At 62.1% G+C, this 25,838-nt stretch carries 26 protein-coding genes; 17 read left to right on the top strand and 9 right to left on the bottom strand.

Going from position 1 to position 25,838, the window contains the following annotated elements:
• Positions 1–214: 214 nt before the first annotated feature.
• Positions 215–1,420 (bottom strand): transporter associated domain-containing protein, encoded by a 1,206-nt coding sequence (locus tag ACMGF5_RS03400; protein WP_204918762.1) that lies wholly within the window; start codon positions 1,418–1,420, stop codon positions 215–217.
• A 9-nt stretch (positions 1,421–1,429) separates the two neighbouring features.
• On the bottom strand, positions 1,430–2,239 hold the full coding sequence (locus ACMGF5_RS03395) for an inner membrane protein YpjD (protein WP_012315973.1): 810 nt from the start codon (positions 2,237–2,239) through the stop codon (positions 1,430–1,432).
• 296 nt (positions 2,240–2,535) lie between these two features.
• Here ACMGF5_RS03395 and ffh point away from each other — a divergent pair, with 296 nt between their 5' ends.
• From ffh to ACMGF5_RS03365, 6 genes are all read left to right on the top strand, one after another.
• A complete protein-coding gene (gene ffh / locus ACMGF5_RS03390; RefSeq protein WP_046784370.1) occupies positions 2,536–3,912 on the top strand; it encodes a signal recognition particle protein in 1,377 nt (458 codons plus the stop codon).
• A gap of 236 nt (positions 3,913–4,148) precedes the next feature.
• Positions 4,149–4,400, top strand: a complete 252-nt coding sequence (gene rpsP, locus ACMGF5_RS03385; protein WP_012315971.1) for a 30S ribosomal protein S16 — start codon at positions 4,149–4,151, stop codon at positions 4,398–4,400.
• Between the two features lie 5 nt (positions 4,401–4,405).
• Complete coding sequence (gene rimM, locus ACMGF5_RS03380) at positions 4,406–4,942, top strand: ribosome maturation factor RimM (protein WP_012315970.1); 537 nt, start codon at positions 4,406–4,408, stop codon at positions 4,940–4,942.
• A 3-nt stretch (positions 4,943–4,945) separates the two neighbouring features.
• Positions 4,946–5,698 carry a tRNA (guanosine(37)-N1)-methyltransferase TrmD gene (gene trmD / locus ACMGF5_RS03375; RefSeq protein WP_008094486.1) on the top strand — a complete coding sequence of 251 codons (753 nt, stop codon included), beginning with the start codon at positions 4,946–4,948 and terminating at the stop codon, positions 5,696–5,698.
• A 42-nt stretch (positions 5,699–5,740) separates the two neighbouring features.
• On the top strand, positions 5,741–6,091 hold the full coding sequence (rplS, locus tag ACMGF5_RS03370; RefSeq protein ID WP_008094487.1) for a 50S ribosomal protein L19: 351 nt from the start codon (positions 5,741–5,743) through the stop codon (positions 6,089–6,091).
• A 94-nt stretch (positions 6,092–6,185) separates the two neighbouring features.
• Complete coding sequence (locus tag ACMGF5_RS03365) at positions 6,186–6,593, top strand: acyl-CoA thioesterase (RefSeq protein WP_012315969.1); 408 nt, start codon at positions 6,186–6,188, stop codon at positions 6,591–6,593.
• Between the two features lie 4 nt (positions 6,594–6,597).
• On the opposite strand, the gene ACMGF5_RS03360 is transcribed toward ACMGF5_RS03365, so the two are convergent.
• The gene (locus ACMGF5_RS03360; protein ID WP_119687691.1) at positions 6,598–8,424 is read right to left on the bottom strand and encodes a cation:proton antiporter; all 1,827 of its coding nucleotides are present in this window, start codon (positions 8,422–8,424) and stop codon (positions 6,598–6,600) included.
• A gap of 68 nt (positions 8,425–8,492) precedes the next feature.
• Here ACMGF5_RS03360 and xerD point away from each other — a divergent pair, with 68 nt between their 5' ends.
• The 6 genes from xerD (at position 8,493) to ACMGF5_RS03330 (ending at position 14,151) form a co-directional block, all read left to right on the top strand.
• Positions 8,493–9,389 carry a site-specific tyrosine recombinase XerD gene (gene xerD, locus ACMGF5_RS03355; RefSeq protein WP_039603504.1) on the top strand — a complete coding sequence of 299 codons (897 nt, stop codon included), beginning with the start codon at positions 8,493–8,495 and terminating at the stop codon, positions 9,387–9,389.
• 152 nt (positions 9,390–9,541) lie between these two features.
• On the top strand, positions 9,542–10,303 hold the full coding sequence (dsbC, locus tag ACMGF5_RS03350) for a bifunctional protein-disulfide isomerase/oxidoreductase DsbC (RefSeq protein ID WP_012315966.1): 762 nt from the start codon (positions 9,542–9,544) through the stop codon (positions 10,301–10,303).
• An 82-nt stretch (positions 10,304–10,385) separates the two neighbouring features.
• Entirely contained in the window at positions 10,386–11,690 is a 1,305-nt protein-coding gene (locus ACMGF5_RS03345; RefSeq protein WP_046784366.1) for a homoserine dehydrogenase, read from the top strand.
• Between the two features lie 165 nt (positions 11,691–11,855).
• Complete coding sequence (gene thrC, locus ACMGF5_RS03340; protein ID WP_046784365.1) at positions 11,856–13,265, top strand: threonine synthase; 1,410 nt, start codon at positions 11,856–11,858, stop codon at positions 13,263–13,265.
• A 126-nt stretch (positions 13,266–13,391) separates the two neighbouring features.
• The gene (locus ACMGF5_RS03335; protein ID WP_012315963.1) at positions 13,392–13,790 is read left to right on the top strand and encodes a histidine kinase; all 399 of its coding nucleotides are present in this window, start codon (positions 13,392–13,394) and stop codon (positions 13,788–13,790) included.
• A 79-nt stretch (positions 13,791–13,869) separates the two neighbouring features.
• Positions 13,870–14,151 (top strand): DUF3509 domain-containing protein, encoded by a 282-nt coding sequence (locus tag ACMGF5_RS03330; protein ID WP_080765825.1) that lies wholly within the window; start codon positions 13,870–13,872, stop codon positions 14,149–14,151.
• A 127-nt stretch (positions 14,152–14,278) separates the two neighbouring features.
• Here the strand turns inward: ACMGF5_RS03330 and ACMGF5_RS03325 are convergent, their stop codons facing one another.
• Complete coding sequence (locus tag ACMGF5_RS03325; protein WP_196996955.1) at positions 14,279–15,139, bottom strand: TIGR02285 family protein; 861 nt, start codon at positions 15,137–15,139, stop codon at positions 14,279–14,281.
• Positions 15,140–15,153: 14 nt separating this feature from the next.
• Positions 15,154–16,353 carry a CaiB/BaiF CoA transferase family protein gene (locus ACMGF5_RS03320; RefSeq protein WP_414157563.1) on the bottom strand — a complete coding sequence of 400 codons (1,200 nt, stop codon included), beginning with the start codon at positions 16,351–16,353 and terminating at the stop codon, positions 15,154–15,156.
• 132 nt (positions 16,354–16,485) lie between these two features.
• On the opposite strand from ACMGF5_RS03320, the gene ACMGF5_RS03315 reads away from it, so the two are divergent.
• A complete protein-coding gene (locus ACMGF5_RS03315) occupies positions 16,486–17,028 on the top strand; it encodes a YaeQ family protein (protein WP_046784361.1) in 543 nt (180 codons plus the stop codon).
• A gap of 12 nt (positions 17,029–17,040) precedes the next feature.
• On the top strand, positions 17,041–18,750 hold the full coding sequence (gene recJ, locus ACMGF5_RS03310) for a single-stranded-DNA-specific exonuclease RecJ (protein ID WP_115274003.1): 1,710 nt from the start codon (positions 17,041–17,043) through the stop codon (positions 18,748–18,750).
• Positions 18,751–18,864: 114 nt separating this feature from the next.
• On the opposite strand, the gene ACMGF5_RS03305 is transcribed toward recJ, so the two are convergent.
• Complete coding sequence (locus tag ACMGF5_RS03305) at positions 18,865–19,128, bottom strand: DUF3077 domain-containing protein (protein ID WP_115274004.1); 264 nt, start codon at positions 19,126–19,128, stop codon at positions 18,865–18,867.
• A gap of 143 nt (positions 19,129–19,271) precedes the next feature.
• Entirely contained in the window at positions 19,272–19,553 is a 282-nt protein-coding gene (locus tag ACMGF5_RS03300) for a hypothetical protein (protein WP_115274005.1), read from the bottom strand.
• 451 nt (positions 19,554–20,004) lie between these two features.
• Between ACMGF5_RS03300 and ACMGF5_RS03295 the strand changes: the two genes are divergently transcribed.
• On the top strand, positions 20,005–21,111 hold the full coding sequence (locus ACMGF5_RS03295) for an NADH:flavin oxidoreductase/NADH oxidase (protein ID WP_414157562.1): 1,107 nt from the start codon (positions 20,005–20,007) through the stop codon (positions 21,109–21,111).
• Positions 21,112–21,120: 9 nt separating this feature from the next.
• Here ACMGF5_RS03295 and ACMGF5_RS03290 read toward each other — a convergent pair whose 3' ends face one another.
• A complete protein-coding gene (locus ACMGF5_RS03290) occupies positions 21,121–21,453 on the bottom strand; it encodes a type II toxin-antitoxin system HicB family antitoxin (protein WP_012315954.1) in 333 nt (110 codons plus the stop codon).
• A 284-nt stretch (positions 21,454–21,737) separates the two neighbouring features.
• Complete coding sequence (locus tag ACMGF5_RS03285) at positions 21,738–23,162, bottom strand: gamma-aminobutyraldehyde dehydrogenase (protein WP_046784356.1); 1,425 nt, start codon at positions 23,160–23,162, stop codon at positions 21,738–21,740.
• Positions 23,163–23,398: 236 nt separating this feature from the next.
• Between ACMGF5_RS03285 and ACMGF5_RS03280 the strand changes: the two genes are divergently transcribed.
• Both ACMGF5_RS03280 and ACMGF5_RS03275 read left to right on the top strand, forming a co-directional pair.
• Positions 23,399–24,085, top strand: a complete 687-nt coding sequence (locus ACMGF5_RS03280) for a tellurite resistance TerB family protein (RefSeq protein WP_237860083.1) — start codon at positions 23,399–23,401, stop codon at positions 24,083–24,085.
• A gap of 189 nt (positions 24,086–24,274) precedes the next feature.
• Positions 24,275–25,837, top strand: coding sequence for a methyl-accepting chemotaxis protein (locus ACMGF5_RS03275; RefSeq protein WP_231386448.1), 1,563 nt, complete (start codon positions 24,275–24,277; stop codon positions 25,835–25,837).
• Position 25,838: the final 1 nt, after the last annotated feature.

Here is a 25,838-nt window from a genome sequence, read left to right as displayed (position 1 = left end):
GCAAAGGGCAGGTACGGTTCGCGGACGCCGGAGCGTATTGTTCTTTTGTTCGCCCGACTGACGATAGCCCAAGGGGGATAGGGGCGGGAGCGGGCACTGTTCGGGGTGTTGAAGCAGGACCGCAGGGCGCGTCAGTGGAGCGCGCTGGCCGTGTGGCGCCGGGTGCGGATAGCGGGCGGGACGGCAGGGCTGGGTAAGCGTGACCGGAGTATAGCTAGCGGGTCACGGTCCACACCAGTACCTTGCTGGCGCAATTGTCTTCTGTTTCGAGGATTTCCAAGCGATAGCGGCCGATCTTCAGGCAAACAGCGCTTTCCGGGATGCTTTCAAGGGCCTCGGTGACCAGCCCGTTCAGGGTCTTCGGCCCGCCGTCGCTGGGCAGGTGCCAGCCGAGGGTGCGGTTGATTTCGCGCAGGGAAGCGGCGCCATCGATGACGAAGGTGCCGTCGGACTGGGGGTGTACATGGGGGTTGTCGAGGCTGTGCTCTTCCTCGAACTCGCCGACGATCTCCTCGAGTATGTCCTCCAGCGTGACGATGCCCAGTACCTCACCGTATTCGTCCACCACCACGCCCAGCCGGCGCTGCTGCTTGTGGAAGTTCAGCAGTTGCAATTGCAGTGGGGTGCTTTCGGGGACGAAGTAAGGCTCGTAGCAGGCGCTGTGGAGCTTCTCCAGCGTCAGCTCGGCCTTGGGCAGCAGGTGGCTGATCAGCTTGGTGTTGAGGATGGCTTCTACCTGGTTGATGTCGTTGTGGTAGACCGGCAGGCGCGTGTGGCGGCTGAGGATCAGCTGCTCGATGATGCGCTCGATCGGCTCATCCAGGTTGATGCCATCGACCTCGTTGCGCGGCACCAGAATGTCGTTGACGGTGACCTTGTCCAGCGAGTGCAGGCCATCGAGCAGGCCGTGGCGCGGCATGTCTTGGTCTTCATCCTCGGTAAAGTCGTCATCTGCCTGCGGGTGCAGGGCCACTGCGGTGGGCGGTACGCGAAACGGCCGCAACATCAGCTTGGCACAGCCGTCCAGCAGGCAGGCCAAGGGTTGCACCAGCGCCAATGGGAGCTTCAGCAGGCTGGCGCCCAGGCTGATGAAGGCCAGCGGGTTGCGCCGAGCCAGGCGCCGCGGCAGGTATTCGGCAAACACCAGCAGGCCAGAGGTGGCGGCCAGGCCGGCCAGCCAGAAACCGTGCTCGCCGTTGAGGCGTTGGCCGATCAGGCAGGCCAGGCCCAATACCAGAAGCTTGCCCAGGCTGGCGCACAGCACCAGGGCCTGGGCTGGCAGTACCGGTTGCCCGTCATCGCCGGGGCGCAACGAGCCGTTGAGTTGCAGGCGGGCGGCATCCACCGCGGTGAACAGCGCCGACCAGAGCAGCGCCAGTGCCAAAGTGCCGAGTAGCGGAGCGTACGGCAGGGTGTCCATGGGCGACCGTCAGATATGCAGGATGAATTCGCGGACCAGCTTGCTGCCGAAATAGGCCAGCATCAGCAGGCAGAAACCGGCCAGTGTCCAGCGGATCGCCTTGTGCCCACGCCAGCCCAGGCGGGTGCGGCCCCACAGCAGTACGCTGAAGACGATCCAGGCCACGCAGGCCAGCAGGGTTTTGTGTACCAGGTGCTGGGCAAACAGGTTGTCCAGGAACAGCCAGCCAGAGATCAGCGACAGCGACAACAGGCACCAGCCCGCCCAAAGGAAGCCGAACAGCAGGCTTTCCATGGTCTGCAACGGTGGGAAGTTGCGGATCAGCCCGGAAGGGTGCTTGTTTTTCAGCTGGTGGTCCTGCAGTAGCAGGAGCAGCGACTGGAACACCGCAATGGTGAACAGCCCATAGGCCAGGATCGATAGCAGGATATGAGCGAGGATCCCCGGCTCTTCATCGATCAGCGGAACGGTGCCGGGTGGGGCGAACTGGGCCAGCAGGGCCGTGATGGCGCCGAGCGGGAACAGCAGCACCAGCAGGTTTTCCACCGGTATGCGCAGGCAGGCCAGCAGGGTCAGGGTGATCACCGCCACGGCGATCAGGCTGGCGGCGCTGAAGAAGTCCAGGCTCAGGCCCAGCGGGGTGATCAGCTGAAAGAACAGCGCGCCGCTCTGGGCGATCACGGCGAGGGCGCCGAGCAGGCCGAGCAGCCGTTTGTCGGCTTTGCTCGACTGGGCCAGGCGCGAACCCTGATAAACGGTCGCCGCTATATATAGGCCGGCGGCGATCAGGTTGGGGATGAGGCTGGGTGAGGAGACCATAAGTCCTGGTGGGCAAGCCTTAAAGAGACGGAGTTTGGCATAGATCGCGCTGGGGGGGCTAGTGAGCTGCAAGCTTCAGGCTGCAAGCTGCAAGCGAAGGCAGATTCGTACGGGGGGCGGGATTTTCTGATGGTTTGCGGCTTGAGGCTTGCAGCTTGAAAGTTGCCGCCGGGAAGCCGAGGTGTGCGCCGCCGCCGCTCTTCGCTATAATCGCCGCCTTGCTGTGCCCAGCGCGTGTGCATATTCACCTGGGCGCCTGACAAACCTCGGCTTTTACTTGGCCTGAAAGGATCACCATGTTCGAAAACCTGACCGACCGCCTGTCACAGACGCTGCGCCATGTCACCGGCAAGGCCAAGCTGACTGAAGACAACATCAAGGATACGTTGCGCGAAGTGCGCATGGCCCTGCTCGAGGCCGACGTTGCCCTGCCGGTGGTCAAGGATTTCGTCAACAGCGTCAAGGAGCGTGCAGTCGGCACCGAGGTGTCGCGCAGCCTGACCCCGGGCCAGGCGTTCGTGAAGATCGTCCAGGCCGAGCTGGAAAGCCTGATGGGTGCGGCCAACGAAGACCTCGCGCTCAATGCCGCCCCGCCTGCCGTGGTGCTGATGGCCGGTTTGCAGGGCGCGGGCAAGACCACCACCGCCGGTAAGCTGGCGCGCTTCCTCAAGGAGCGCAAGAAGAAGAGCGTGATGGTGGTTTCGGCCGACGTCTACCGCCCGGCTGCGATCAAACAGCTGGAAACGCTGGCCAACGACATTGGCGTGACCTTCTTCCCGTCCGATATCAGCCAGAAGCCTGTGGCCATTGCCGAAGCGGCGATTCGCGAGGCCAAGCTCAAGTTCATCGACGTGGTCATTGTCGACACCGCCGGCCGTCTGCACATCGACGCCGACATGATGGACGAAATCAAGGCGCTGCATGCCGCGGTCAAGCCGGTTGAAACCCTGTTCGTGGTCGATGCCATGACCGGCCAGGACGCCGCCAATACCGCCAAGGCCTTCGGTGAAGCCCTGCCGCTGACCGGCGTGGTGCTGACCAAGGTCGACGGTGATGCCCGTGGCGGTGCCGCGCTTTCGGTACGTGCCATCACCGGCAAGCCGATCAAGTTCATCGGTATGGGTGAGAAAACCGAGGCTCTCGAGCCCTTCCACCCGGACCGTGTGGCGTCGCGCATCCTCGGCATGGGCGACGTGCTCAGCCTGATCGAGCAGGCCGAACAGACCATCGACAAGGCCAAAGCCGACAAGCTGGCCAAGAAGCTGAAGAAGGGCAAGGGCTTCGATCTCGAAGACTTCCGCGACCAGCTGCAACAGATGAAGAACATGGGTGGCCTGGGCGGCCTGATGGACAAGCTGCCGAGCATCGGCGGGGTCAACCTGTCGCAGATGGGCAATGCCCAGGGCGCAGCCGAGAAACAGTTCAAGCAGATGGAGGCGATCATCAACTCCATGACCCCGGCCGAGCGTCGCGATCCTGACCTGATCAGCGGTTCGCGCAAGCGCCGGATCGCCCTGGGTTCCGGTACCCAGGTGCAGGACATCGGGCGGCTGATCAAGCAGCACAAGCAGATGCAGAAGATGATGAAGAAATTCTCCGCCAAGGGCGGCATGGCCAAGATGATGCGCGGCCTGGGCGGGATGTTGCCTGGCGGCGGCATGCCGAAGCTGTAACCCTTATTCCGGGCGCTTGTCTTTTGAAGAATGAGCGCTCAGAACCCCCCGCTGCGGCGGGGCAATGGCCACGCAATCCGTGGCTCAACCGGCAAATCTGGACGGCAGGGCGAGGCCTTGTCGAAAAAGTCATTTGCAAATGTCCGTGTATTCCCCGAGAATATGCGGCCTTTTGGGCACCCGTGTGCCTATTTGGCATTCAGATTTGCAGCACCGACTATAGGAACGATGTTCACATGGTAACCATCCGTCTTGCCCGTGGCGGCTCGAAAAAGCGCCCTTTCTACCACCTGACCGTGACCAACTCGCGTAACGCCCGTGACGGCCGTTTCGTTGAGCGCGTAGGTTTCTTCAACCCGATCGCTGCTGGCGCTGAAGTCAAGCTGTCGGTCAACCAGGAGCGCGTCAGCTACTGGCTGAGCCAAGGCGCACAGCCGTCTGAGCGTGTTGCTCAGCTGCTGAAGGACGCTGCCAAGGCCGCTGCCTGAGCAATATGAACGCGACGCCAGAAAAGGCTGACGACCTCATCGTCGTTGGCAAGATTTTTTCGGTTCACGGCGTTCGCGGCGAGGTGAAGGTGTATTCCTTTACCGATCCGATTGAAAACCTGTTGGATTATCCACGCTGGACGCTTCGGCACGAAGGCAAGGTAAAGCAGGTCGAGCTGGTCAGCGGTCGTGGTTCCCAAAAGGGCCTGGTCGTTAAACTGAAAGGCCTCGATGATCGTGATGAAGCGCGTCTTCTGAGCGGCTTCGAAATCTGCATCCCGCGGAGCCTTTTGCCCAACCTGGCCGCAGACGAGTACTACTGGTACCAACTGCAGGGCCTGAAGGTCATCAACCAGGACGAACAGCTGTTCGGCAAGGTCGATCACCTGTTGGAGACCGGTGCGAACGATGTAATGGTGGTCAAGCCCTGCGCAGGCAGCCTGGATGATCGCGAGCGTCTGTTGCCCTATACGGCGCAATGTGTGCTGGCAATCGACCTGGAAGCAGGCGTGATGCGGGTTGAATGGGACGCGGACTTCTAAACGATGGGTAACCTTCGCGTAGACGTCATCACGTTGTTCCCCGAGATGTTCTCGGCCATCACTGAGTACGGCATTACCAGCCGCGCGGTAAAACAGGGGTTGCTTCAGGTGACCTGCTGGAACCCGCGGGACTACACCACAGATCGCCACCACACAGTGGATGATCGGCCGTTTGGCGGTGGCCCGGGCATGGTGATGAAAATCAAGCCTCTGGAAGACGCCCTGGTTAGCGCCAGGCAAGCGACCGGAGCATCGGCAAAGGTGATCTACCTTTCGCCGCAAGGCCGCAAGCTGACTCAGCAAGCGGTCAAAGGCCTGGCCGAACAGGAATCGCTGATCCTGATCGCCGGTCGTTATGAAGGCATCGACGAGCGCTTTATCGAGGCTCATGTCGATGAGGAGTGGTCGATTGGCGACTATGTGCTTTCCGGTGGCGAGCTGCCGGCCATGGTACTGATCGATGCGGTTACACGGCTGCTGCCCGGAGCTTTAGGGCATGTGGACTCGGCGGAGGAAGACTCCTTCACCGACGGTCTGCTCGATTGCCCGCACTACACCCGACCTGAGGTGTATGCGGATCAGCGTGTTCCCGACGTGTTGCTAAGTGGCAACCATGCACACATCCGGCGTTGGAGAATGAAGCAGTCCCTTGGTAGGACCTTCGAACGACGCGCCGATCTTCTGGAAAGTCGCTCGCTTTCTGGAGAAGAGAAGAAGCTGCTCGAGGAATATCTCCGCGAGCGGGACGATAGTTAAACGTATCGATGGTGGATCACGTATCCATCTTAGGAGCACAGCATGACCAACAAGATCATCCAGCAGCTCGAAGCCGAGCAGATGAGCAAGGAAATCCCGACCTTCGCACCAGGCGACACCATCGTCGTTCAGGTTAAAGTGAAGGAAGGTGAGCGTTCCCGTCTGCAGGCGTTCGAAGGCGTTGTTATCGCCAAGCGTAACCGCGGCCTGAACAGCGCTTTCACCGTGCGCAAAATCTCCAGCGGCGTTGGCGTTGAGCGTACCTTCCAGACCTACAGCCCGCAGATCGACAGCCTGGCCGTGAAACGTCGTGGTGACGTGCGTAAAGCCAAGCTGTACTACCTGCGCGACCTGTCCGGCAAAGCCGCTCGCATCAAGGAAAAACTGTCCTGAGTACAGTTTGCCCGGTGGCCCTGGCCGCCTAGCGAGAAAAAAGCAGCCTTCGGGCTGCTTTTTTGCGTTTTGAAACCCGAAAGAAGTGACGGACATGACCAGCCGAGACCAGGAAATTCAGCGCCGCACCGAGTTGTCGGTGACCCGCGTGACCAAAGCGGTGTTCCCCAACACCACCAACCACCACAACACCTTGTTCGGCGGCACTGCGCTGGCCTGGATGGACGAAGTGTCGTTCATCGCCGCTACGCGCTTCTGCCGGCTGCCGCTGGTGACCGTGTCCACAGACCGTATCGATTTCAAACACCCGATCCCGGCAGGCTCGATCGTCGAGCTGGTGGGTACGGTGATCAAGGTCGGCAACACCAGTTTGCAGGTTCAAGTGGACGTATTCGTCGAGAACATGTACCTGGATGGGCGCGAGCGGGCAATCCATGGTGTGTTCAGCTTTGTCGCCATCGACGAGGACAAGCGCCCGGTGCCGGTGTTGCCACAAGCTTGAAGGCTCAGCCCGGCGCGGCAGTCGTCTCGGTGACGGGGGCCGGTTCCACCAGCGCCACCAGGGTCCAGCCAGGTTGCGGCGCAAGCGGGTTCTCGGGGCTTGATACATGTACCCAGCCCTGGGCATCCCGGGCAAACAAAAGATGTGCGCGCTCGCCATGCAATGCCTGGTAATTGTCCCAGTCGAAGCCCTCGGTAAGGTTGGTGCTGTACAGTTCCGCGCCATGATGCAGCCGATTGGCCATTTGCTGGTAGGTCATCGGGCTTGAGCCCAGCAGTTGGCCACGGTGCTCTTCGCTGGCCCGGTGTTTGTCGCTGCGCTGCTTCTCCAGGCCGCTGGCAAGCACATACAAGCGGCCGTGGCCGAAGTCATGACGAAAGCGCGCACAGGCCAAGGCGTTGATCTCCCCGGCAGGCGACAGCCCCAGCAAATGGCCGAGGCCTACCAGGTCCAAGTGCGCGTCGGCATGCTGCGAAGCCGGGTTGCCAAAGTAGGTCGGCAGCCCCTCCATGCGTGCCGCACGAATGTTTTCCCAGCTCGAATCGGTCAGCAACACACGGCAACCCAGTTGCTGCAGTGCCTTGCCGATGGTGCGTGCGGGTTGGTTGGCGCCGACGATGAGAAAGCCGCTGGGCGCCGGCTCGGCCACCTTGAGCAGGCGCGCCAGGGGGCGGGCTGTAGCGCTCTGCAGCACGACAGTGCCGATGATCACGGCAAAGGTGAGCGGCACCAGTAGCAGTGCGTCCTGATGCCCGGCCTCATGCAGGCGGATGGCGAATATCGCCGACACTGCGGCGGCAACGATACCGCGTGGTGCGATCCAGGCCAGCAGGGCTCGTTCCCGCCAGTTCAACGAGGACCCCAGTGTTGACAGCAAGACATTCAGCGGCCGCGCCACCAGTTGGATCACCAACAGCAGTGCCAGTACGGCCGGGCCCAACCCCAGCAGGGCGTGCAGATCGAGCCGCGCGGCGAGCAGGATGAACAGGCCGGAGATCAGCAGTACGCTGAGGTTCTCCTTGAAGTGCAGGATCTGCCGTACATCGACGCCACGCATGTTGGCCAGCCACATGCCCATTACCGTCACCGCCAGTAGCCCGGACTCGTGAACGATCTGGTTGGCGGCGATGAAAATACCCAGAACGGCGGCCAGCGACGCCAGGTTGTGCAGGTATTCCGGCAGCCATTGCTCGCGCATGATCTGCCCCAGTAACCAGCCACCGGCGGCGCCCAAGGCGCTGCCGCAGAAGATCACCCCGGCAAAGGTCCCCAGGCTCTGGCTCAGGCCATCGCCATCGGCGCTGGCGATGATGAAGCTGTACACCACGACGGCGAGCAGGGCACCGATCGGGTCGATGACGATGCCTTCCCAGCGCAGGATGTTGGCAATGGTCGCCTTCGGCCGTACCACGCGCAGCATGGGCACGATGACCGTAGGGCCTGTCACCAGGGTCAAGGTGCCGAACAGGATCGCCAGCGGCCAGTCGAAACCCAGCAGCCAGTGTGTCGCCAGGGCGATCACCAGCCAGGTCGACAGGGCGCCGACGGTGACCAGGCGGTGCACCACGCTGCCGATGTCCCGCCATTGCGAGAGGTGCAGGGTCAGGCTGCCTTCGAACAGGATCAGTGCCACCGCCAGTGACACCAGCGGCATCAGCAGCGGGCCGAACAGCGCTTGCGGGTCGAGCCAGCCGAGCAACGGGCCGACCATTATCCCGGCCAGCAGCAGGAAGAGAATCGCTGGCAGCTTCAGGCGCCAGGCCAGCCACTGGCAGGCGAGGGCGGCGGCACCGATACCGCCCACACTGAGTAGGATCTGCTGTTCGTTCATGCGGGCTCCCTATGCCGGCGTTGTTATGAAAGACTAAGCGTCATTTCGTCGTTTGCCACCGAGTTTTCATGCCAGCCCTTGACCACCCCTTGATCGACCAGTTCCTTGATGCCCTGTGGCTGGAAAAAGGCCTTTCAGACAACACTCGCGTCTCTTATCGCAGTGACCTGGCGCTGTTCAATGGCTGGCTGCAGGATCACGGCCTGGCCTTGCCTGCCGCCGGTCGAGAGCTGATCCTCGATCACCTGGCCTGGCGTCTGGATCAAGGCTACAAACCGCGTTCCACTGCGCGTTTTCTCTCAGGTCTGCGTGGCTTTTTTCGCTACTTGCTGCGGGAAAAGCTCATTGCCGTCGATCCAACCCTGCAAATAGAGATGCCTCAGCTGGGCAAACCCTTGCCCAAGTCGTTGTCAGAAGCCGACGTCGAGGCCCTGTTGCAGGCCCCGGACCTTGGCGAAGCCATTGGCCAGCGCGACCGTGCCATGCTTGAAGTCCTGTACGCCTGTGGTCTGCGCGTTACCGAACTGGTCAGCCTTGCCCTGGACCAGGTGAACCTGCGCCAGGGCGTGCTGCGGGTGATGGGCAAGGGCAGCAAGGAGCGCTTGGTGCCGATGGGCGAAGAGGCGGTGCTGTGGCTGGAACGCTACCTGCGCGATGGCCGCGCCGAACTGCTCAGCGGGCGCCCGAGCGATGTGTTGTTCCCCAGCCTGCGCGGTGAGCAGATGACCCGCCAGACGTTCTGGCACCGCATCAAGCATCACGCGCGAGTTGCCGGCATCGACAAGCCGCTGTCACCGCACACCCTGCGGCACGCCTTCGCCACCCATCTGCTCAATCATGGTGCCGACCTGCGCGTGGTGCAGATGCTGCTGGGGCACAGCGACCTGTCGACCACACAAATCTATACCCACGTGGCCAAGGCCCGCCTGCAGCAACTGCACGCACAGCACCACCCGCGTGGATGAATGATTTTCATGTTCCGCCGGCCGGTACTCGCAGACCCCTTCACCGGTAGCGTGTTGTGGTAGGCTTGGGCGGTTTGCACCAAGGGCCGCACGGTCGCCGCGTTTTTGCGCAGGTGACGCCCTCCGGCCCCTGTCCGCCCTCAGGAGTTCCCATGCGCGTGACCCAGATTTTCGCCGCCGCCGCGTTGGCGCTGGCCAGTACCTTTGCCGTTGCCGCGGCGACCGACAGCAATGCCGCTGCCGAGCAGGCGATTCGCAAGTCGTTGCAGAACCTTGAGCTGGAAGTGCCGGTCGAGAGCGTGGCCAGCAGCCCGCTCAACGGCCTGTATGAAGTCAAGCTGCAGGGCGGCCGTGTGCTGTACGCCAGCGCCGATGGCCAGTTCGTCATGCAGGGCTACCTGTACCAGATCCAGGACGGCAAGCCGGTCAACCTGACCGAGAAGACCGAGCGCCAAGGCGTAGCCAAGCTCATCAATGGCATTCCAGCTGCCGAGATGGTGGTTTATCCTGCCAAGGGCCAGACCAAGTCGCACATCACCGTGTTCACCGACACCACCTGCCCGTATTGTCACAAGCTGCACGCCGAAGTGCCGGAGCTCAACCGTCGCGGTATCGAAGTGCGCTATGTCGCCTTCCCGCGCCAGGGCCTCGGCTCGCCGGGTGACGAGCAGTTGCAGGCCGTGTGGTGCTCCAGTGACCGCCGCGCAGCGCTGGACAAGATGATCGACGGCAAGGAAATCAAGGCTGCCAAATGCGCCAACCCGGTCGGCAAGCAGTTCCAGCTGGGCCAGTCGATCGGCGTCAACGGCACGCCGGCGATCGTGCTCGAAAACGGCCAGGTGATTCCAGGTTATCAACCGGCACCGCAAGTGGCCAAACTGGCCCTGGCCGGCCAGCAGCAGGCCGCCAAGTAAATCATTCAGTACGCCGTCGTCATGGGGTGACGGCATGTTTCACGGTCGGCGCAGGTGCCGGCCGTTCAATGGGGAGTTCACAGTGAAACCGGTCAAAGTAGGCATCTGTGGGTTGGGGACCGTCGGTGGCGGAACCTTCAATGTACTTCAGCGCAACGCCGAGGAGATTGCCCGCCGTGCCGGGCGCGGTATTGAAGTGGCACAGATCGCCATGCGCTCGCCGAACCCGAACTGCCAGATTACCGGTACCCCCATTACCGCTGATGTGTTCGACGTTGCGAGCAACCCGGAGATCGACGTTGTCATCGAGCTGATCGGTGGCTACACCATCGCCCGCGACCTGGTGCTCAAGGCCATCGAAAACGGCAAGCACGTGGTGACTGCCAACAAGGCGCTGATCGCCGTTCACGGCAACGAAATTTTCGCCAAGGCCCGTGAGAAGGGCGTGATCGTTGCGTTCGAAGCCGCAGTGGCCGGTGGCATCCCGGTGATCAAGGCGATCCGCGAAGGCCTGTCGGCCAACCGCATCAACTGGCTGGCCGGGATCATCAACGGCACCGGCAACTTCATCCTCACCGAGATGCGTGAAAAAGGCCGCGCCTTCCCCGACGTGCTGGCCGAAGCGCAGGCGCTGGGTTATGCCGAAGCCGACCCGACCTTCGACGTCGAAGGTATCGATGCTGCGCACAAGCTGACCATCCTGGCGTCCATCGCCTTTGGCATCCCGCTGCAGTTCGACAAGGCCTACACCGAAGGCATCACCCAGCTGACCACCGCCGACGTGAACTACGCCGAAGCCCTGGGCTACCGCATCAAGCACCTGGGTGTAGCCCGCCGCACTGCCGAAGGCATCGAGCTGCGCGTGCACCCGACGCTGATCCCGAGCGATCGCCTGATCGCCAACGTAAACGGCGTGATGAACGCCGTGATGGTCAATGGCGATGCGGCCGGCTCGACCTTGTATTACGGTGCCGGCGCCGGCATGGAGCCCACGGCTTCCTCGGTGGTCGCCGACCTGGTTGACGTGGTCCGCGCCATGACCTGCGACCCGGAAAACCGCGTGCCGCACCTGGCCTTCCAGCCGGACTCGCTGTCGGCGCACCCGATTCTGCCGATCGAAGCTTGCCAGAGCGCCTACTACCTGCGCATCCATGCCAAGGACCACCCGGGCGTGCTGGCTCAGGTGGCGAGCATCCTGTCGGAGCGCGGCATCAACATCGAGTCGATCATGCAGAAAGAAGTCGAGGAACAGGACGGCCTGGTGCCGATGATCCTGCTGACCCACCGTGTGGTCGAGCAGAGCATCAACGACGCCATCGTTGCTCTGGAAGCCTTGCAGGACGTGGTCGGCAAGGTCGTGCGCATCCGCGTCGAACAGCTCAACTAAGCGGCAAGCTTCAAGCTGCAAGCTGCAAGAAAAAGCAGTTCGGTGTTGGGGCTTCTAACAGTTTAAATTTGCGGCAAGGGCAGTGCAGCGCGTAAGAAAAATGCCGAACAGCTTTTTCTTGGCGCTTGCAGCTTGCAACTTGCCGCTCGAACCGAAGGTTTGCATATGCGCTATATCAGCACCCGCGGCCAGGCACCGGCCCTGAATTTCGAAGACGTCCTGCTGGCTGGCCTGGCCAGCGATGGCGGCCTGTACGTGCCAGAGAACCTCCCACGCTTCACCCAGGAAGAAATCGCTTCCTGGGCTGGCCTGCCGTATCACGAACTGGCCTTCCGTGTGATGCGCCCGTTCGTCGAGGGCAGCATTGCCGACGCCGATTTCAAGAAGATCCTGGAAGAGACCTACGGCGAGTTCGCCCACGCTGCGGTCGCTCCGCTGCGCCAGCTGAACAGCAACGAGTGGGTTCTTGAGCTGTTCCACGGCCCGACGCTGGCCTTCAAGGACTTCGCCCTGCAGCTGCTCGGGCGTCTGCTCGACCACGTACTGGCCAAGCGCAACGAGCGCGTGGTGATCATTGGCGCCACCAGTGGCGACACCGGCTCGGCCGCCATCGAAGGCTGCCGTCGCTGCGACAACGTCGATATCTTCATCCTTCATCCGCATCAGCGTGTGTCGGAAGTTCAGCGCCGTCAGATGACCACCATCTTCGGCGACAACATCCACAACATCGCCATCGAAGGCAACTTCGATGACTGCCAGGAGATGGTCAAGGCCAGCTTCGCCGACCAGTCGTTCCTCAAAGGCACCCGCCTGGTCGCAGTCAACTCGATCAACTGGGCGCGGATCATGGCCCAGATCGTCTACTACTTCCACGCTGCCCTGCAGCTCGGTGGCCCGGCGCGTTCGGTGGCGTTCTCGGTGCCGACCGGCAACTTTGGCGACATCTTCGCCGGCTACCTGGCACGCAACATGGGCCTGCCGGTCAGCCAGCTGGTGGTTGCCACCAACCGCAACGACATCCTGCACCGCTTCATGAGCGGCAACCAGTACGTCAAGGAAACCCTGCACGCGACCTTGTCGCCGTCGATGGACATCATGGTCTCGTCCAACTTCGAGCGCTTGTTGTTCGACCTCCACGGTCGCAACGGTGCCGCTATCGGCGAACTGATGGCCAACTTCAAGCAGGGCGGCGGTTTCAGCGTCGACCAGGACCGCTGGACAGAGGCGCGCAAGCTGTTCGACTCGCTGGCAGTGAGCGACGAGCAGACTTGCGAGACCATCGCCGAGGTCTTCGCCAGCACAGGTGAAGTGCTCGACCCGCATACCGCGATTGGCGTAAAGGCCGCGCGCGAATGCCGTCGCAGCCTGGATACCCCTATGGTGGTGCTGGGCACTGCGCACCCGGTCAAATTCCCGGAGGCTGTGGAGAAAGCGGGCGTCGGCAAGGCGCTGGAGCTGCCTGCGCACCTGAGCGACCTGTTCGGCCGTGAGGAGCGCTGCACGGTGCTGGCCAACGACCTCAAGGCAGTCCAGGCCTTCGTCAGCCAGCACGGTAATCGCGGCAAGCCGCTTTAATCGTGATGAGAGGGGCCGCTGCGCGGCCCCTTTTTTAGATTTTTCCCCGGTTTCATTCAGACTTTTCCTATGTAAAACGCGTTGAGCGCTGCATACAGTGGCCCGTCCTTCCCTCAGGAGCGGCTCATGCATCAGCCCTACGTGTTGATTCACCAGGCTCGGCCTTCCCACCAGATTCTCCTGCATCAGGCGTGCAATGCCCTGGGCGTTTTCGATGTGCGCATCACCCATGATCTGGTTGACCTCAATGCCTGCCTGGCACGCAAGCGCGGTGCCGATCTGCTGATCCTCGACCATGCGATGAAAGGCGGCCAGGCCCTGCTCGAACGCCTGGAGCGCAACCGCTGTTCACGCGCTTTGCTTTTCGTCGGCTGTGCCAGCAAGCACCGGCCCAACCTTGCCGAGCAAGCTCGCGAGCGTGGCCTCTGGGTGCTGGCCGACCTGCCCTGGCCGCTACCGGTGCGGCGTTGGCAGCAGGCCTTGCAGCGTATTCAAACGGTCACATCACCCACGCATGCTCACTGAAACAGCTGCAGCGCAACGAACTTTCCGCTGCGCTTGCTGGTCAGTTCCTTCATATACCACCACGCAGCGAGTGATCCGGATGGAAAGAATCTGCAGACTGCTTAATGATGCCCTGAGCCCCTATCAGACCCAGCTAGGCACCGCCGATGCCATTGGCAACCGGCAACTCACCGTTTTCGACAGCCTCGGTGGCATTACCTTGCGCCGAACGGTCAGCCAGCGCCAGTTGCAGGAGCAAAGCCTGCTGATCGACTTGGTCGATGGCCTTCACCGTGACCTGCAGATAGCCGAGGGGCGCCTGCAGCCCTGTGTCATCGCCGCGTTGCAGCAACGTCAGCATCCTCAAGGAACCTTTGCCTGAGTGGCGCATCAGAGACAGTAGGGCAGCCAGCCAGCACACAGCTCCGGTGATGGCGGGTTGTCGCGGGAAGTCCATGAGGACTTTCGATTGGCCCCGGGCGTCCTCCCCAGCGTCCCGGGGTTTCTTTTTACCGCCCTTCGAAAAAATGCTTGCTCTGTTCCAGGTATTCTTCTTGCAGCTCCGGATCCAACCATTTGGCGTAAAGCGCGGGCAGGGTGTCCCGGCGTAGCGGGGGCAGCAGTTGGTCTATATGCGCGACCGCTGCGTGCCCCAAGGGGGAATCGGAGCAGCCCACATGCAGGAACTGGTAGCGGTTCACCCCTTGTATCGGGTGAAACTGGTACTCATCGAGCGAGCCGCCTTGCTGCTGGATCAGGTAGCGCACTTCCGGCCAGTAGCCGAGCACCAGTTGCAGGCGCCCCAGGCGCTGCATCTGCAGCAGATTGGCAGTGGCATCGTTACCATAGTGGCGGCTGAGGACTGCGTCGGGGAGCTGGTGCAGGATCTCGTCGATCTGGGTGTTGTAGCTGCGTCCGGCGACGATGCCAAGCTGCAGTTGCGTGTCGCTCAACAAGCGTTTGAGGTCAACCTGCGCACCATCCAGAAACGGTGCCAGCAGAGATCCGGCTTGCTTGCGTACGACCAGGCCACCGCTCATCGCCCCCAGCACCGGTTCGGAGAAATGCACGAACTTCGCACGCTCCGGTGTCCACAGCATGGTCGGATCGCAGGTGAAGCTGGTAGGGTCCTGCAGCATCTGTATGCCGCGCGCCCGAGTGACCCGTACGATGTCGTGGTCGTACTCGGGCATCTGTTCGATCAGCAGCGCCAGCATCCGGTCGATCGCACCTTGGCCCTTGGCCGCACCCTCCAGGATGGTGAAGGGCGGCAGGTCGCGGACCAGCCATATCAGGCGTTCCTTGGCCTGCACTGGCGCGATGGCCATGGCGAGCAGCAGCCCGCAGAGCAGGGACAGGAACGCGCGCACGGGCGGGGGCGACCTCAGACCGTGCCTGCCTGGCGCAAGCTGGCGATGGCGGCGGCGTCATAACCCAGGGTGCCAAGCAGGGCATCGGTGTGCTCGCCCAGCGCCGGGCCTACCCACTCGGCCGAGCCGGGTGTTTCGGACAGCTTGGGTACAATGCCTGGCATCTTGAACGCTTTACCGTCTGGCAGGCGGGCCTGCAGGAACATCTCGCGGGCCAGGTACTGCGGGTCGTTGAACATGTCTTCTGCCGAATAGATTCGGCTTGCCGGCACTTCGGCGGCTGTCAGTACCTGCATCACCTGCTCCAGGGGCAGGCTGTTGGCCCAGCGGTCGATCACCCCGTACAGTTCGTCACGCCGCGCATCGCGGCCATCATTGCTGGCCAGCGTCGGGTCGTCGGCCAGGTCGTTACGGCCGATGGCCTGCATGAAACGGTTGAATATCGCATCGCCATTGGCACCGATCTGCACGTGCTTGCCGTCGGCGCTGGTGTGGATGGAAGAGGGCGTGATGCCCGGCATGATGTTGCCGGTGCGTTCGCGAATGAAGCCAAACACATCGAACTCGGGGACCATGCTTTCCATCATGGCGAAGATTGCCTCGTACAGCGCCACGTCCACCACCTGGCCCTGGCCGCCGTTGACCTCGCGGTGGCGCAGCGCCATCAGTGCGCCGATCACGCCCCACAATGCAGCGATCGAGTCGCCGATGGAGATGCCGGTGCGCACCGGTGGGCGGTCATCGAAGCCGGTGATATAGCGCAGGCCACCCATCGACTCGCCTACGGCGCCGAAGCCTGGCTGATCCTTCATCGGCCCGGTCTGGCCGAAGCCTGACAGGCGCACCATCACCAGTTTCGGGTTGAGCTCATGCAGCACATCCCAGCCCAGGCCGAGCTTTTCCAGCACGCCCGGGCGAAAGTTCTCGATGAGAATGTCGGCCTCGGCCAGCAGCCGCTTGAGGATCTCGCGACCATCGGGATGCTTGAGGTTCAGCGTCAGTGACTGCTTGTTGCGCGCCTGCACGAACCACCACAGCGAAGTACCCTCGTACAGCTTGCGCCATTTGCGCAGCGGGTCACCGCCGTCGGGCGACTCGACCTTGATCACCTCGGCGCCGAACTCGGCGCAGATGCGCGAAGCGAACGGGCCAGCGATCAGGGTGCCAAGCTCGATGACTTTCAGGCCGGCGAGGGGTTTGCTGGGCGTAGGCATGGGGCATCCGTGGCAATTGGGCAGAACCGTGGTTTTATCATAGGTCGGTAGCGGCAGATACTGCTGCGGCGCAACGAAGATCAGGATCGGGTAGACTGTGTGACTTTTCTTTGCGCAAGTAGCCCTTCGACCATGGCCCAGCCGTCCACCACCTACAAATTCGAACTGAATCTGACCGATCTCGATCGCGGCGTGTACGAAAGCGTCAAGCAGACCATCGCCCGTCATCCTTCGGAAACCGAAGAGCGCATGGCCGTGCGGCTGTTGGCCTACGCACTCTGGTACAACGAGAATCTGTCGTTCGGCCGCGGCCTGTCGGATGTCGACGAGCCTGCCCTGTGGGAAAAGAGCCTGGACGACCGCGTACTGCACTGGATCGAAGTGGGCCAGCCGGACGCTGATCGCCTGACCTGGTGTTCGCGCCGTACCGAGCGCACCAGCCTGCTGGCCTACGGCAGTCTGCGTGTATGGGAGAGCAAGGTGGTTGGCGCGGTCAAGAACCTGAAGAACCTGAACATCGCCGCTGTGCCGCAAGAGGTGCTCGAGGTGCTTGCCACGGACATGCCGCGCAGCATTAAGTGGGACGTGATGATCAGTGAAGGCACAGTGTTCGTCACTGATGACCGTGGCCAGCACGAAGTGCAGCTGCAGTGGCTGCTCGGTGAGCGTGGCTGAGCCAACCGACCCATGCGTATCGAACCCCGCCCGCTGCCGCCGACCCTGCCGTTTCTCGGTAACCTGCCACCTTTGCTGACCCGCCTGTATGCCGCCCGCGGCGTGCAGTCCGAGGCCGAGCTGGACAAGAGCCTGGCGCGGCTGTTGCCCTACCAGCAGCTCAAGGGCATCGATGCCGCGGTAGACTTGCTGGTCGAAGCGCTCGACCAGCGCCAGCGCATCATCATCGTCGGCGACTTCGATGCCGACGGCGCCACCGCCAGTACTGTCGGCGTGCTCGGCCTGCGTCTGCTGGGCGCGGCCCATGTCGACTACCTGGTGCCCAACCGTTTCGAATATGGCTATGGCCTGACCCCGGAGATCGTCGAGGTGGCGCTGCAGCGCCAGCCGCAATTGCTGATCACGGTCGACAACGGAATTTCCAGTGTCGAGGGTGTGGCGGCAGCCAAAGCGGCCGGGCTCAAAGTGCTGGTCACCGACCACCACCTGCCGGGCCAGCAATTGCCGGACGCCGACGCTATCGTCAACCCGAACCAGCCAGGTTGCGACTTCCCAAGCAAATCGCTGGCCGGCGTCGGGGTGATCTTCTACGTGCTGATGGCCTTGCGCGCGCGCCTACGCAGCTTGGGGCGCTACCAGACGCAAGCACAACCGAACATCGGTGAGCTGCTCGACCTGGTCGCGCTGGGCAGCGTAGCCGACGTGGTGCCGCTGGATGCCAACAACCGCATCCTCGTGCATCAGGGCCTGGAGCGCATCCGTGCCGGCAGGGCGCGGCCAGGGCTGAAGGCTATTCTGGAGGTGGCACGTCGCGATCACCGGCGTATCACCTCCACTGACCTGGGTTTCATTCTAGGCCCGCGGCTCAATGCCGCCGGGCGCCTGGACGACATGAGCCTGGGTATCGAGTGCCTGTTGTGCGAGGACGAGGCGCTAGCCCAGGACATGGCACAGCAGCTCGATGGCCTGAACCAGGACCGCAAGTCGATCGAGCAGGGCATGCAGCGCGAAGCGTTGGCCCAGCTCAAGGATTTGCCGGTCGAGTCCATGCCTTACGGCCTATGCCTGTTCGATGCCGAATGGCACCAAGGTGTGATCGGGATCCTCGCCTCACGCCTGAAAGAGCGTTACCACCGGCCTACCATCGCCTTCGCCGATGCTGGTGACGGCATGCTCAAGGGCTCGGCGCGGTCGGTACCGGGCTTTCACATCCGTGATGCGCTGGATGCAGTGGCAGCGCGCCATCCGCAGTTGATCAGCAAGTTTGGCGGCCATGCCATGGCCGCGGGCCTCTCGCTACCTGAAGGCAATTTCTCCGCGTTTGCCGAGGCGTTCGACGAAGAAGTACGGCGCCAGCTGCGTGAAGAAGACCTCACCGGGCGCCTGCTGTCGGATGGCAGCCTAGCGGTCGAGGAGTTCCACCTTGACCTGGCCAAGGCCTTGCGCCACGCCGGGCCCTGGGGGCAGCACTTCCCCGAACCGCTGTTCCATGGGGTGTTCCAGTTGGTCGAGCAGCGCGTGGTCGGCGAGCGCCACCTTAAAGTGGTGCTCAAGAGCGAATGTGGTTCGGTACGCCTGGATGGCATTGCCTTCGGCATCGACCGCGAGGTTTGGCCGAACCCGACCGTGCGTTGGGTGGAGCTTGCCTACAAGCTGGATGTTAACGAGTTTCGAGGTAATGAAAGTGTGCAGTTGATGATTGCGCATATGGAGCCGCGCTGAGGAGCCTACAAGTGCCTGACTTGGTCTTTGCGGGGGCGGCGCTCGGTTTCCCTGGCGCCGCAAACCTACCGGTAAAGACCTAAGCTCTCTGACACTTTAGCCATCAGGAAGAAGTTAGCCTGTCATGCCTAACTCTGCATCATCCATCAGTGCCTTGGCCATGGCACTGAGGTAATGGGATGCCCAGATCATCATCGGTTTTTCATCCATCAGGCCAATGATGGTCAGCTCTCGTACATAGCCCATCAATTCCGAGGCCTGCTCACGGGCATCGCGGCAGGGAATCCCTGGCTCGATGCGGAACAGTGGGTGAGTCTGGTGTTCACCCTGAAAGAAGGTGGTCTTCCCTACAGTAAAGTGGGTGTCGTCTGTGGTCATCGAATTCCCTCCTGAAGTTTCTCGATTGCCTGTTCTGGCCTCTTTGTGGGCAAGCCAGCTCCCACAGGTCATCTGCAAGTTTTGAGGTCTGCGATGCCCCTGTGGCCGCGGGTTTACCCGCGAAGAGGCCAGTGAATCCAGCCTCAATGCAGGGTAGTAGTACGCTCCACGGCCAATGACAGCGCATCCGCTTGGCCCCAGGCAATCTGCAGGGCACGCAGCCCATTCACAAGCGATTCCCGGGAGCTGTCATCTTCGACGGCATCGAGGACTCGATGGCAGTGGTTGTAAGCGAGCATCAGGTAATGGGTGACGTTCATCAACACGTGATCGATTGGCACGATGCCATCGCTCACGGCGTTGGTCAGGGTCTTGTCGGAGGGAAGGTCGAAATGGTGGGGCGGATCGGGGACTAGTTTTTTCATAGTGAAAGACTCGTAAGGTTACTGATTGACCGACCTGTCCGATTCCACACGGATGGGTGGCAGTTGTACGCGGTGTGGAATCCAGGCTACGAGTAAACCCGGTAGGCTTTGCGGCCTCCCGCGCACAACTGCCATGACGACAGCAACTCAGTAATTGACAGGATTCCACTCCCGGACGCCAAACATCAGCGACACGAAAAGCCTAAAGGGTGGGGTTTCCAGGGACAATCAGCCGCGAGTCGACAGGATTCGTAGGATATTTTCCTGATCTAGGTATCGCTAGCTTATATGTGTAGGAAACATCTGAAGCGCGCGTCAGAGCAGTCAACAATCCCATCGAACCTCCCTCCCACCAATCTGGTCTAGTCTGATTAATGACCGGCACCGGGCCAGGGATGTGCACTTGAATGCCCGGGCCGGATCACCATTGGAGTCCTTGGGAGGTGCCCTCATGAGCCTGCTGCTCGAGCCTTACACCCTGCGTCAGCTGACGTTGCCCAACCGCATCGCCGTCTCGCCGATGTGCCAGTATTCCGCTGTCGATGGCCTGGCCAACGACTGGCACCTTGTCCATTTGGGTAGCCGCGCCGTCGGTGGTGCCGGGCTGGTCATCACCGAAGCGGTCGCTGTGACCGCCGATGGCCGGATCACTGCCGAGGACCTTGGTCTGTGGAACGATGAACAGGTCGCCCCACTGCAACGCATCACCCGCTTCATCACCGCGCAGGGCGCCGTGCCGGGCATCCAGCTGGCCCACGCCGGGCGCAAGGCCAGCACCCATCGCCCGTGGCTGGGCAAGCATGGCAGCGTCAAGATCGAGGAAGGTGGCTGGCAGCCGGTGGGGCCGTCGAAGATTGCCTTCGACCCTGAACACACGGCGCCGCGTGAGTTGAGCAAAGACGAGATCCAGGATGTTGTAGCCGAGTTTGTCAAAGCCACCGAACGGGCATTGCAAGCGGGCTTCAAGGTAGTCGAGATCCACGCCGCCCATGGCTACCTGCTGCATCAGTTCCTCTCGCCGCTAAGCAATCAGCGCTGTGACGAATATGGTAGCTGTTTCGAAAACCGCATCCGCCTTACGCTGCAGGTGACCGAGGCGGTGCGTAAGGTCTGGCCGAAGGAACTGCCGCTGTTCGTTCGCGTGTCGGCGACCGACTGGGTGGAAGACGGCTGGAACCCCGACGAAACAGTAGAACTGGCCCGTCGCCTGCGAGCGCTCGGTGTCGACTTGATCGATGTGTCCTCCGGCGGTACTTCGATGAATGCCGAAATCCCCACCGGCCCCGGCTACCAGACCCGCTTCGCCGAGCGTGTACGCAAGGAATCGGAGATCGCCACCGGTACGGTGGGCATGATCACCGAACCGGCCCAGGCCGAACACATCCTGCGCACCGGGCAGGCCGACCTGATCTTCCTGGCTCGCGAGCTGCTGCGCGACCCTTACTGGCCGTTGCATGCCGACGATGACCTGGGCGGTAACAGGGCTACGTGGCCGGCGCAGTATCAACGGGCTACCAGCCGGGCGAATCCGATACATGAGTCGGATCTGCGGGACTGATTGACCACCTCAGCTGTAAGCGGCCTTGCTCAGAATATCGCTGACCCACTGATTGATGCTTTTTTCCGCCAGCTCGGCCTTTGCGGCCACGCTGGCGTGAAGGGTGGGCTCAAGGCGCAGACTCAGCTTCCCCGAATAGGTCTTTTGCGGCTCACGGCCTAGGCGTTTACAGGTTTCGAGATAGTCATCAACGGCCTCCTCGAATGCTTGTCGCAATTCACTGATCGATTCACCGTGAAAACCAATCACGTCACGTATGCCCGCAACGTGTCCAATCAGCAATTGGTCCTCGTCACTGTATTCGATTCTTGCGGCATAGCCGCGGTAGGTCATGACATTCATGGTGTTACTCCGGCCTGCTCAAGGAACTGGCGGGCGTCGCGCAATTGACATTCCAAGGTCTTGGGCACTGGTTTCCTGAAAATGGCTTCAAGGGCCGATCTTTGATGATTATTCATGGTATCAGACTATGATACCAGTCGTTTTTTTCACAACAGCCGGACTGTAGGAGATAGGGGACCGTGCTTGAAGGAAAGGTCCTAGGTATTCATGCGAGGACGATCGCCACTTTGTACCGGCCTCCTTGCTGACTTGTCTCAGGAGAGGCCGGTAGCTTCACATCACGTTCAATGCTTGATCATCACGTGCCGCACGCAGGTGTAATCCTCCAGCCCATACATCGACATGTCCTTCCCATACCCCGAATGCTTCTGCCCGCCATGGGGCATTTCGCTGACCAGCATGAAGTGGGTATTGACCCAGGTGCAGCCATACTGCAACCGGGCCGCCAGGCGGTGGGCGCGGCCTGTGTCGCGGGTCCACACCGACGAAGCCAGGCCGTACTCCGAGTCGTTGGCCCATTCCAGCGCCTGTGCTTCGTCGGTGAAGCGCGTTACCGACACCACCGGGCCAAACACTTCGTGGCGCACGATCTCGTCATCCTGCAGCGCATCGGCCAGCACCGTTGGCTCGAAGAAGAAGCCATCCCCCGGTAGTGCCTTGCCCCCGGTGACCAGGCGAATGTGCGGCTGGGCGATGGCGCGCCCGACCAGGCCGGCCACCTTGTCACGGTGCTGGGCGCTGATCAGCGGGCCGAGTTCGGTGTCTTCGGCATCCTGCAGGCCGGTTTTAAGGCTGGCCACGGCTTTGCCGAGGCGTTCGACGAAGCGTTCGTAGATGCCGGCCTGCACATACAGGCGGCAGGCCGCGGTGCAGTCCTGGCCTGCGTTGTAGAAACCGAAGGTGCGGATACCGTCGATGGCGGCATCGATGTCGGCATCGTCGAACACCAGCACAGGCGCCTTGCCGCCCAGTTCCATGTGCATGCGCTTAACGCTGCCCGCCGTGGCGCCGATGATGTGCGCGCCGGTAGGGATCGAGCCAGTCAGCGAGACCATACGCACCTTGGGGTGGGTAACCAGTGGGTTGCCGACCGTCTGGCCGCGGCCGAAGAGGATGTTGAGCACGCCGGCAGGCAGTACGTCCTTGGCCAGTTCGCCGAGGCGCAGGGCGGTCAGCGGGGTCAGCTCGGACGGTTTTATGACCACGGTATTGCCAGCGGCCAAGGCTGGGGCGATCTTCCACGCCAGCATCATCAGTGGATAGTTCCAGGGTGCGATCGAGGCCACTACGCCCAGCGGGTCGCGGCGGATCATCGAGGTGTGCCCTGGCAGGTATTCACCGGCCGCCGAGCCACCGAGGCAGCGGGCGGCGCCGGCAAAATAGCGCAGCACATCGGCGATGGCCGGTATTTCGTCGTTCAGGGCCGCAGCGAAGGGTTTGCCACAATTCTGCGACTCCAGCCTGGCCAGTTCATCGGCATGCGCCTCAATCGTGTCGGCCAGTGCCAGCAGGGCCAGCGAGCGCTCTTTCGGGCTGGTCTGCGACCAGCTGTCGAAGGCATGGTCGGCGCCACGCACCGCCGTATCGACCTGGGCCTCGGTGGCTTCGTTGATCTGTGCCAAGGCACTGCCTTCAGCGGGGTTGAGCACGGTCCAGGCCGGGCCATCGCCTGCGACCAGGCGACCGTTGATCAGCATGTTGGTTTGCATCGGGGGCTCCTGTTGTGTCTGCGGCCGGCGCCTGGGCGGCTGCGTTTGGGGGCGTGGTCGGGCAGTCATCCAGACCGCAGTGTTGCGATTGCTACCAGCCTGGGGTGCTTGTGACGATCTCGAGTCTAGTTGGCTTTTTGCCTGCCAATGCAACATCCGGAAGCAAATCCACGGGTGGCCCTTGGCCTTGCAAGCCTTACTCTGGACGTTACTTTCCGCTGCGTGGAGACATGCGAATGAATACTCGGGGTCTGCTCGATCAACTGCTCAAATCCGGCCAGGAACTGTTGAACAAACAGTCCGGCGCAGGCAAGCCGGCCACAGGCTCAGGAGGCTTGGGCAGCCTGCTTTCCGGCGCCGGGGGCGGGGCGCTTGGCGCTGGCGCCCTGGGCTTGCTGTTGGGCAGCAAGAAGGCGCGCAAGTACGGGGGCAAAGTGATCACCTACGGCGGCCTCGCCGCGCTCGGCGTGCTGGCCTACAAGGCCTATGGCAACTGGCAGGCCCGCCAGGGCGCAGGGCAGGGGGCCGAACCGCAAACCCTCGATCGCCTGCCGCCGGCCCAGGTCGAGCAGCATAGCCAGGCGGTATTGCGGGCGTTGGTGGCGGCGGCCAAATCCGATGGCCACATCGACGAGCGCGAGCGCGCGCTGATCGAAGGCGAATTCACCCGCCTGGACAGCGACCGCGAACTGCAGCACTGGTTGCACGCCGAGCTGAACAAGCCACTGGACCCGGCCGAAGTCGCGCGTGCTGCACAAACGCCGGAGATGGCCGCCGAGATGTACCTGGCCAGCCTGATGATGGTCGATCAGGAGAACTTCATGGAGCGTGCATACCTGGACGAACTGGCCCGCCAGCTTCGCCTGGACCCGGCGTTGCGCCAGGAACTGGAGAGCCAGGCCCGACTTGCCGCAGGTCAATGACGGGTAAATGGCCTTACCATAAGGCAGGGATGCCTGGTTAACCCCGCATATTCAGCCGCATAAGCGTAGGAAGCCTGGGCTATACTTCGGCGATTTTTCCCGCTCGTTGTGAATTCCTGAGGGCTGAATGTGAAGAACTGGACCTTGCGCCAACGGATCCTGGCAAGTTTCGCCGTGATCATCGCCATCATGTTGCTGATGGTCGTAGCTGCTTACTCGCGGCTGGTGGCGATCGAAAGTGCCGAGGAGGCAGTAGGTACCGACAGCATTCCGGGGGTCTACTACAGTTCGATGATCCGCAGTGCCTGGGTCGACAGCTACGTCACCAGCCAGCAGCTGGTGGGGTTGTCCGACCACCGCGAGATCACGGCAGCCGACATGGAGCTGTTCAAAAGCTTCGACGAACGCCTCAAGCAACACCTGGCCAGCTACCAAGGCACCATTCACGACAAGGATGACCAGGCCCATTTCGACACCTTTCTCCAGATGGAGGCAAACTACACCCATGTCATCGGCCAGGTGATGGAAGCCTATCGACGGCAGGATTATGCCGAGGCAGAGCGGTTGATCAAGGACGTTCTGACACCGGTCTGGTCGCAGGGGCGCAATCATCTCAACACGATGATCGAGTACAACCGCGAAGCCGCCGACGCCGCTAACCACGAGATTGTCGGTGCCGTGAGCACCGCCAAAGGCAGCATGATCGTTTCGCTGTTGTTGGCGATCGTCGCGGCGGGCATCTGCGGCCTGCTGCTGATGCGCGCCATCACCGCCCCCGTACAGCGCGTGGTGCATGCCCTCGACAAGCTGCGCTCGGGCGACTTGAGCATGCGCCTGAGCCTGGACCGCAAGGACGAGTTCGGCGCCATCGAAAGCGGCTTCAACGAGATGGCCGAGGCGCTGGCCAAGCTGGTGTCCCAGGCCCAGCGCTCTTCGGTACAGGTGACCACATCGGTCACTGAAATTGCGGCCACCTCCAAGCAACAGCAGGCCACCGCCACCGAAACCGCTGCGACCACCACCGAGATTGGTGCCACCTCGCGTGAGATTGCCGCGACCTCGCGCGACCTGGTGCGCACCATGACCGAAGTCACCAGTGCCGCCGACCAGGCTTCGAGCCTGGCAGGTTCCGGCCAGCAGGGCCTGGCGCGCATGGAGGACACCATGCACCAGGTCATGGGCGCAGCCGACCTGGTCAATGCCAAGCTGGCGATCCTCAACGAAAAGGCCAGCAACATCACGCAGATGGTGGTGACCATCGTCAAGGTCGCCGACCAGACCAACCTGCTTTCGCTCAATGCCGCCATCGAAGCGGAAAAGGCCGGTGAGTACGGGCGCGGCTTTGCCGTCGTGGCCACCGAGGTGCGGCGCCTGGCGGACCAGACGGCCGTGGCCACCTACGACATCGAGCAGATGGTTCGGGAAATCCAGTCGGCGGTATCGGCAGGGGTCATGGGCATGGACAAGTTTTCCGAAGAAGTGCGCCGTGGCATGTTCGAAGTGCAGCAGGTGGGCGAACAGCTGAGCCAGATCATCCATCAGGTACAGGCGCTGGCGCCGCGGGTGTTGATGGTCAACGAAGGCATGCAGGCCCAGGCTACCGGTGCCGAGCAGATCAACCAGGCACTGGCCCAGCTCAGCGATGCCAGCACGCAGACGGTGGAATCGCTGCGCCAGGCCAGCTTCGCCATCGACGAGTTGAGCCAGGTGGCCGCGGGCCTGCGCGGTGGTGTATCGCGCTTCAAAGTCTGAC

The organism is Pseudomonas sp. BNK-15 (assembly GCF_047456105.1).
Classification (GTDB): Bacteria; Pseudomonadota; Gammaproteobacteria; order Pseudomonadales; family Pseudomonadaceae; genus Aquipseudomonas; species Aquipseudomonas putida_E.
Note: the sequence above shows the minus strand (reverse complement) of the source record. Positions and strands in the feature narration are given on the sequence as shown.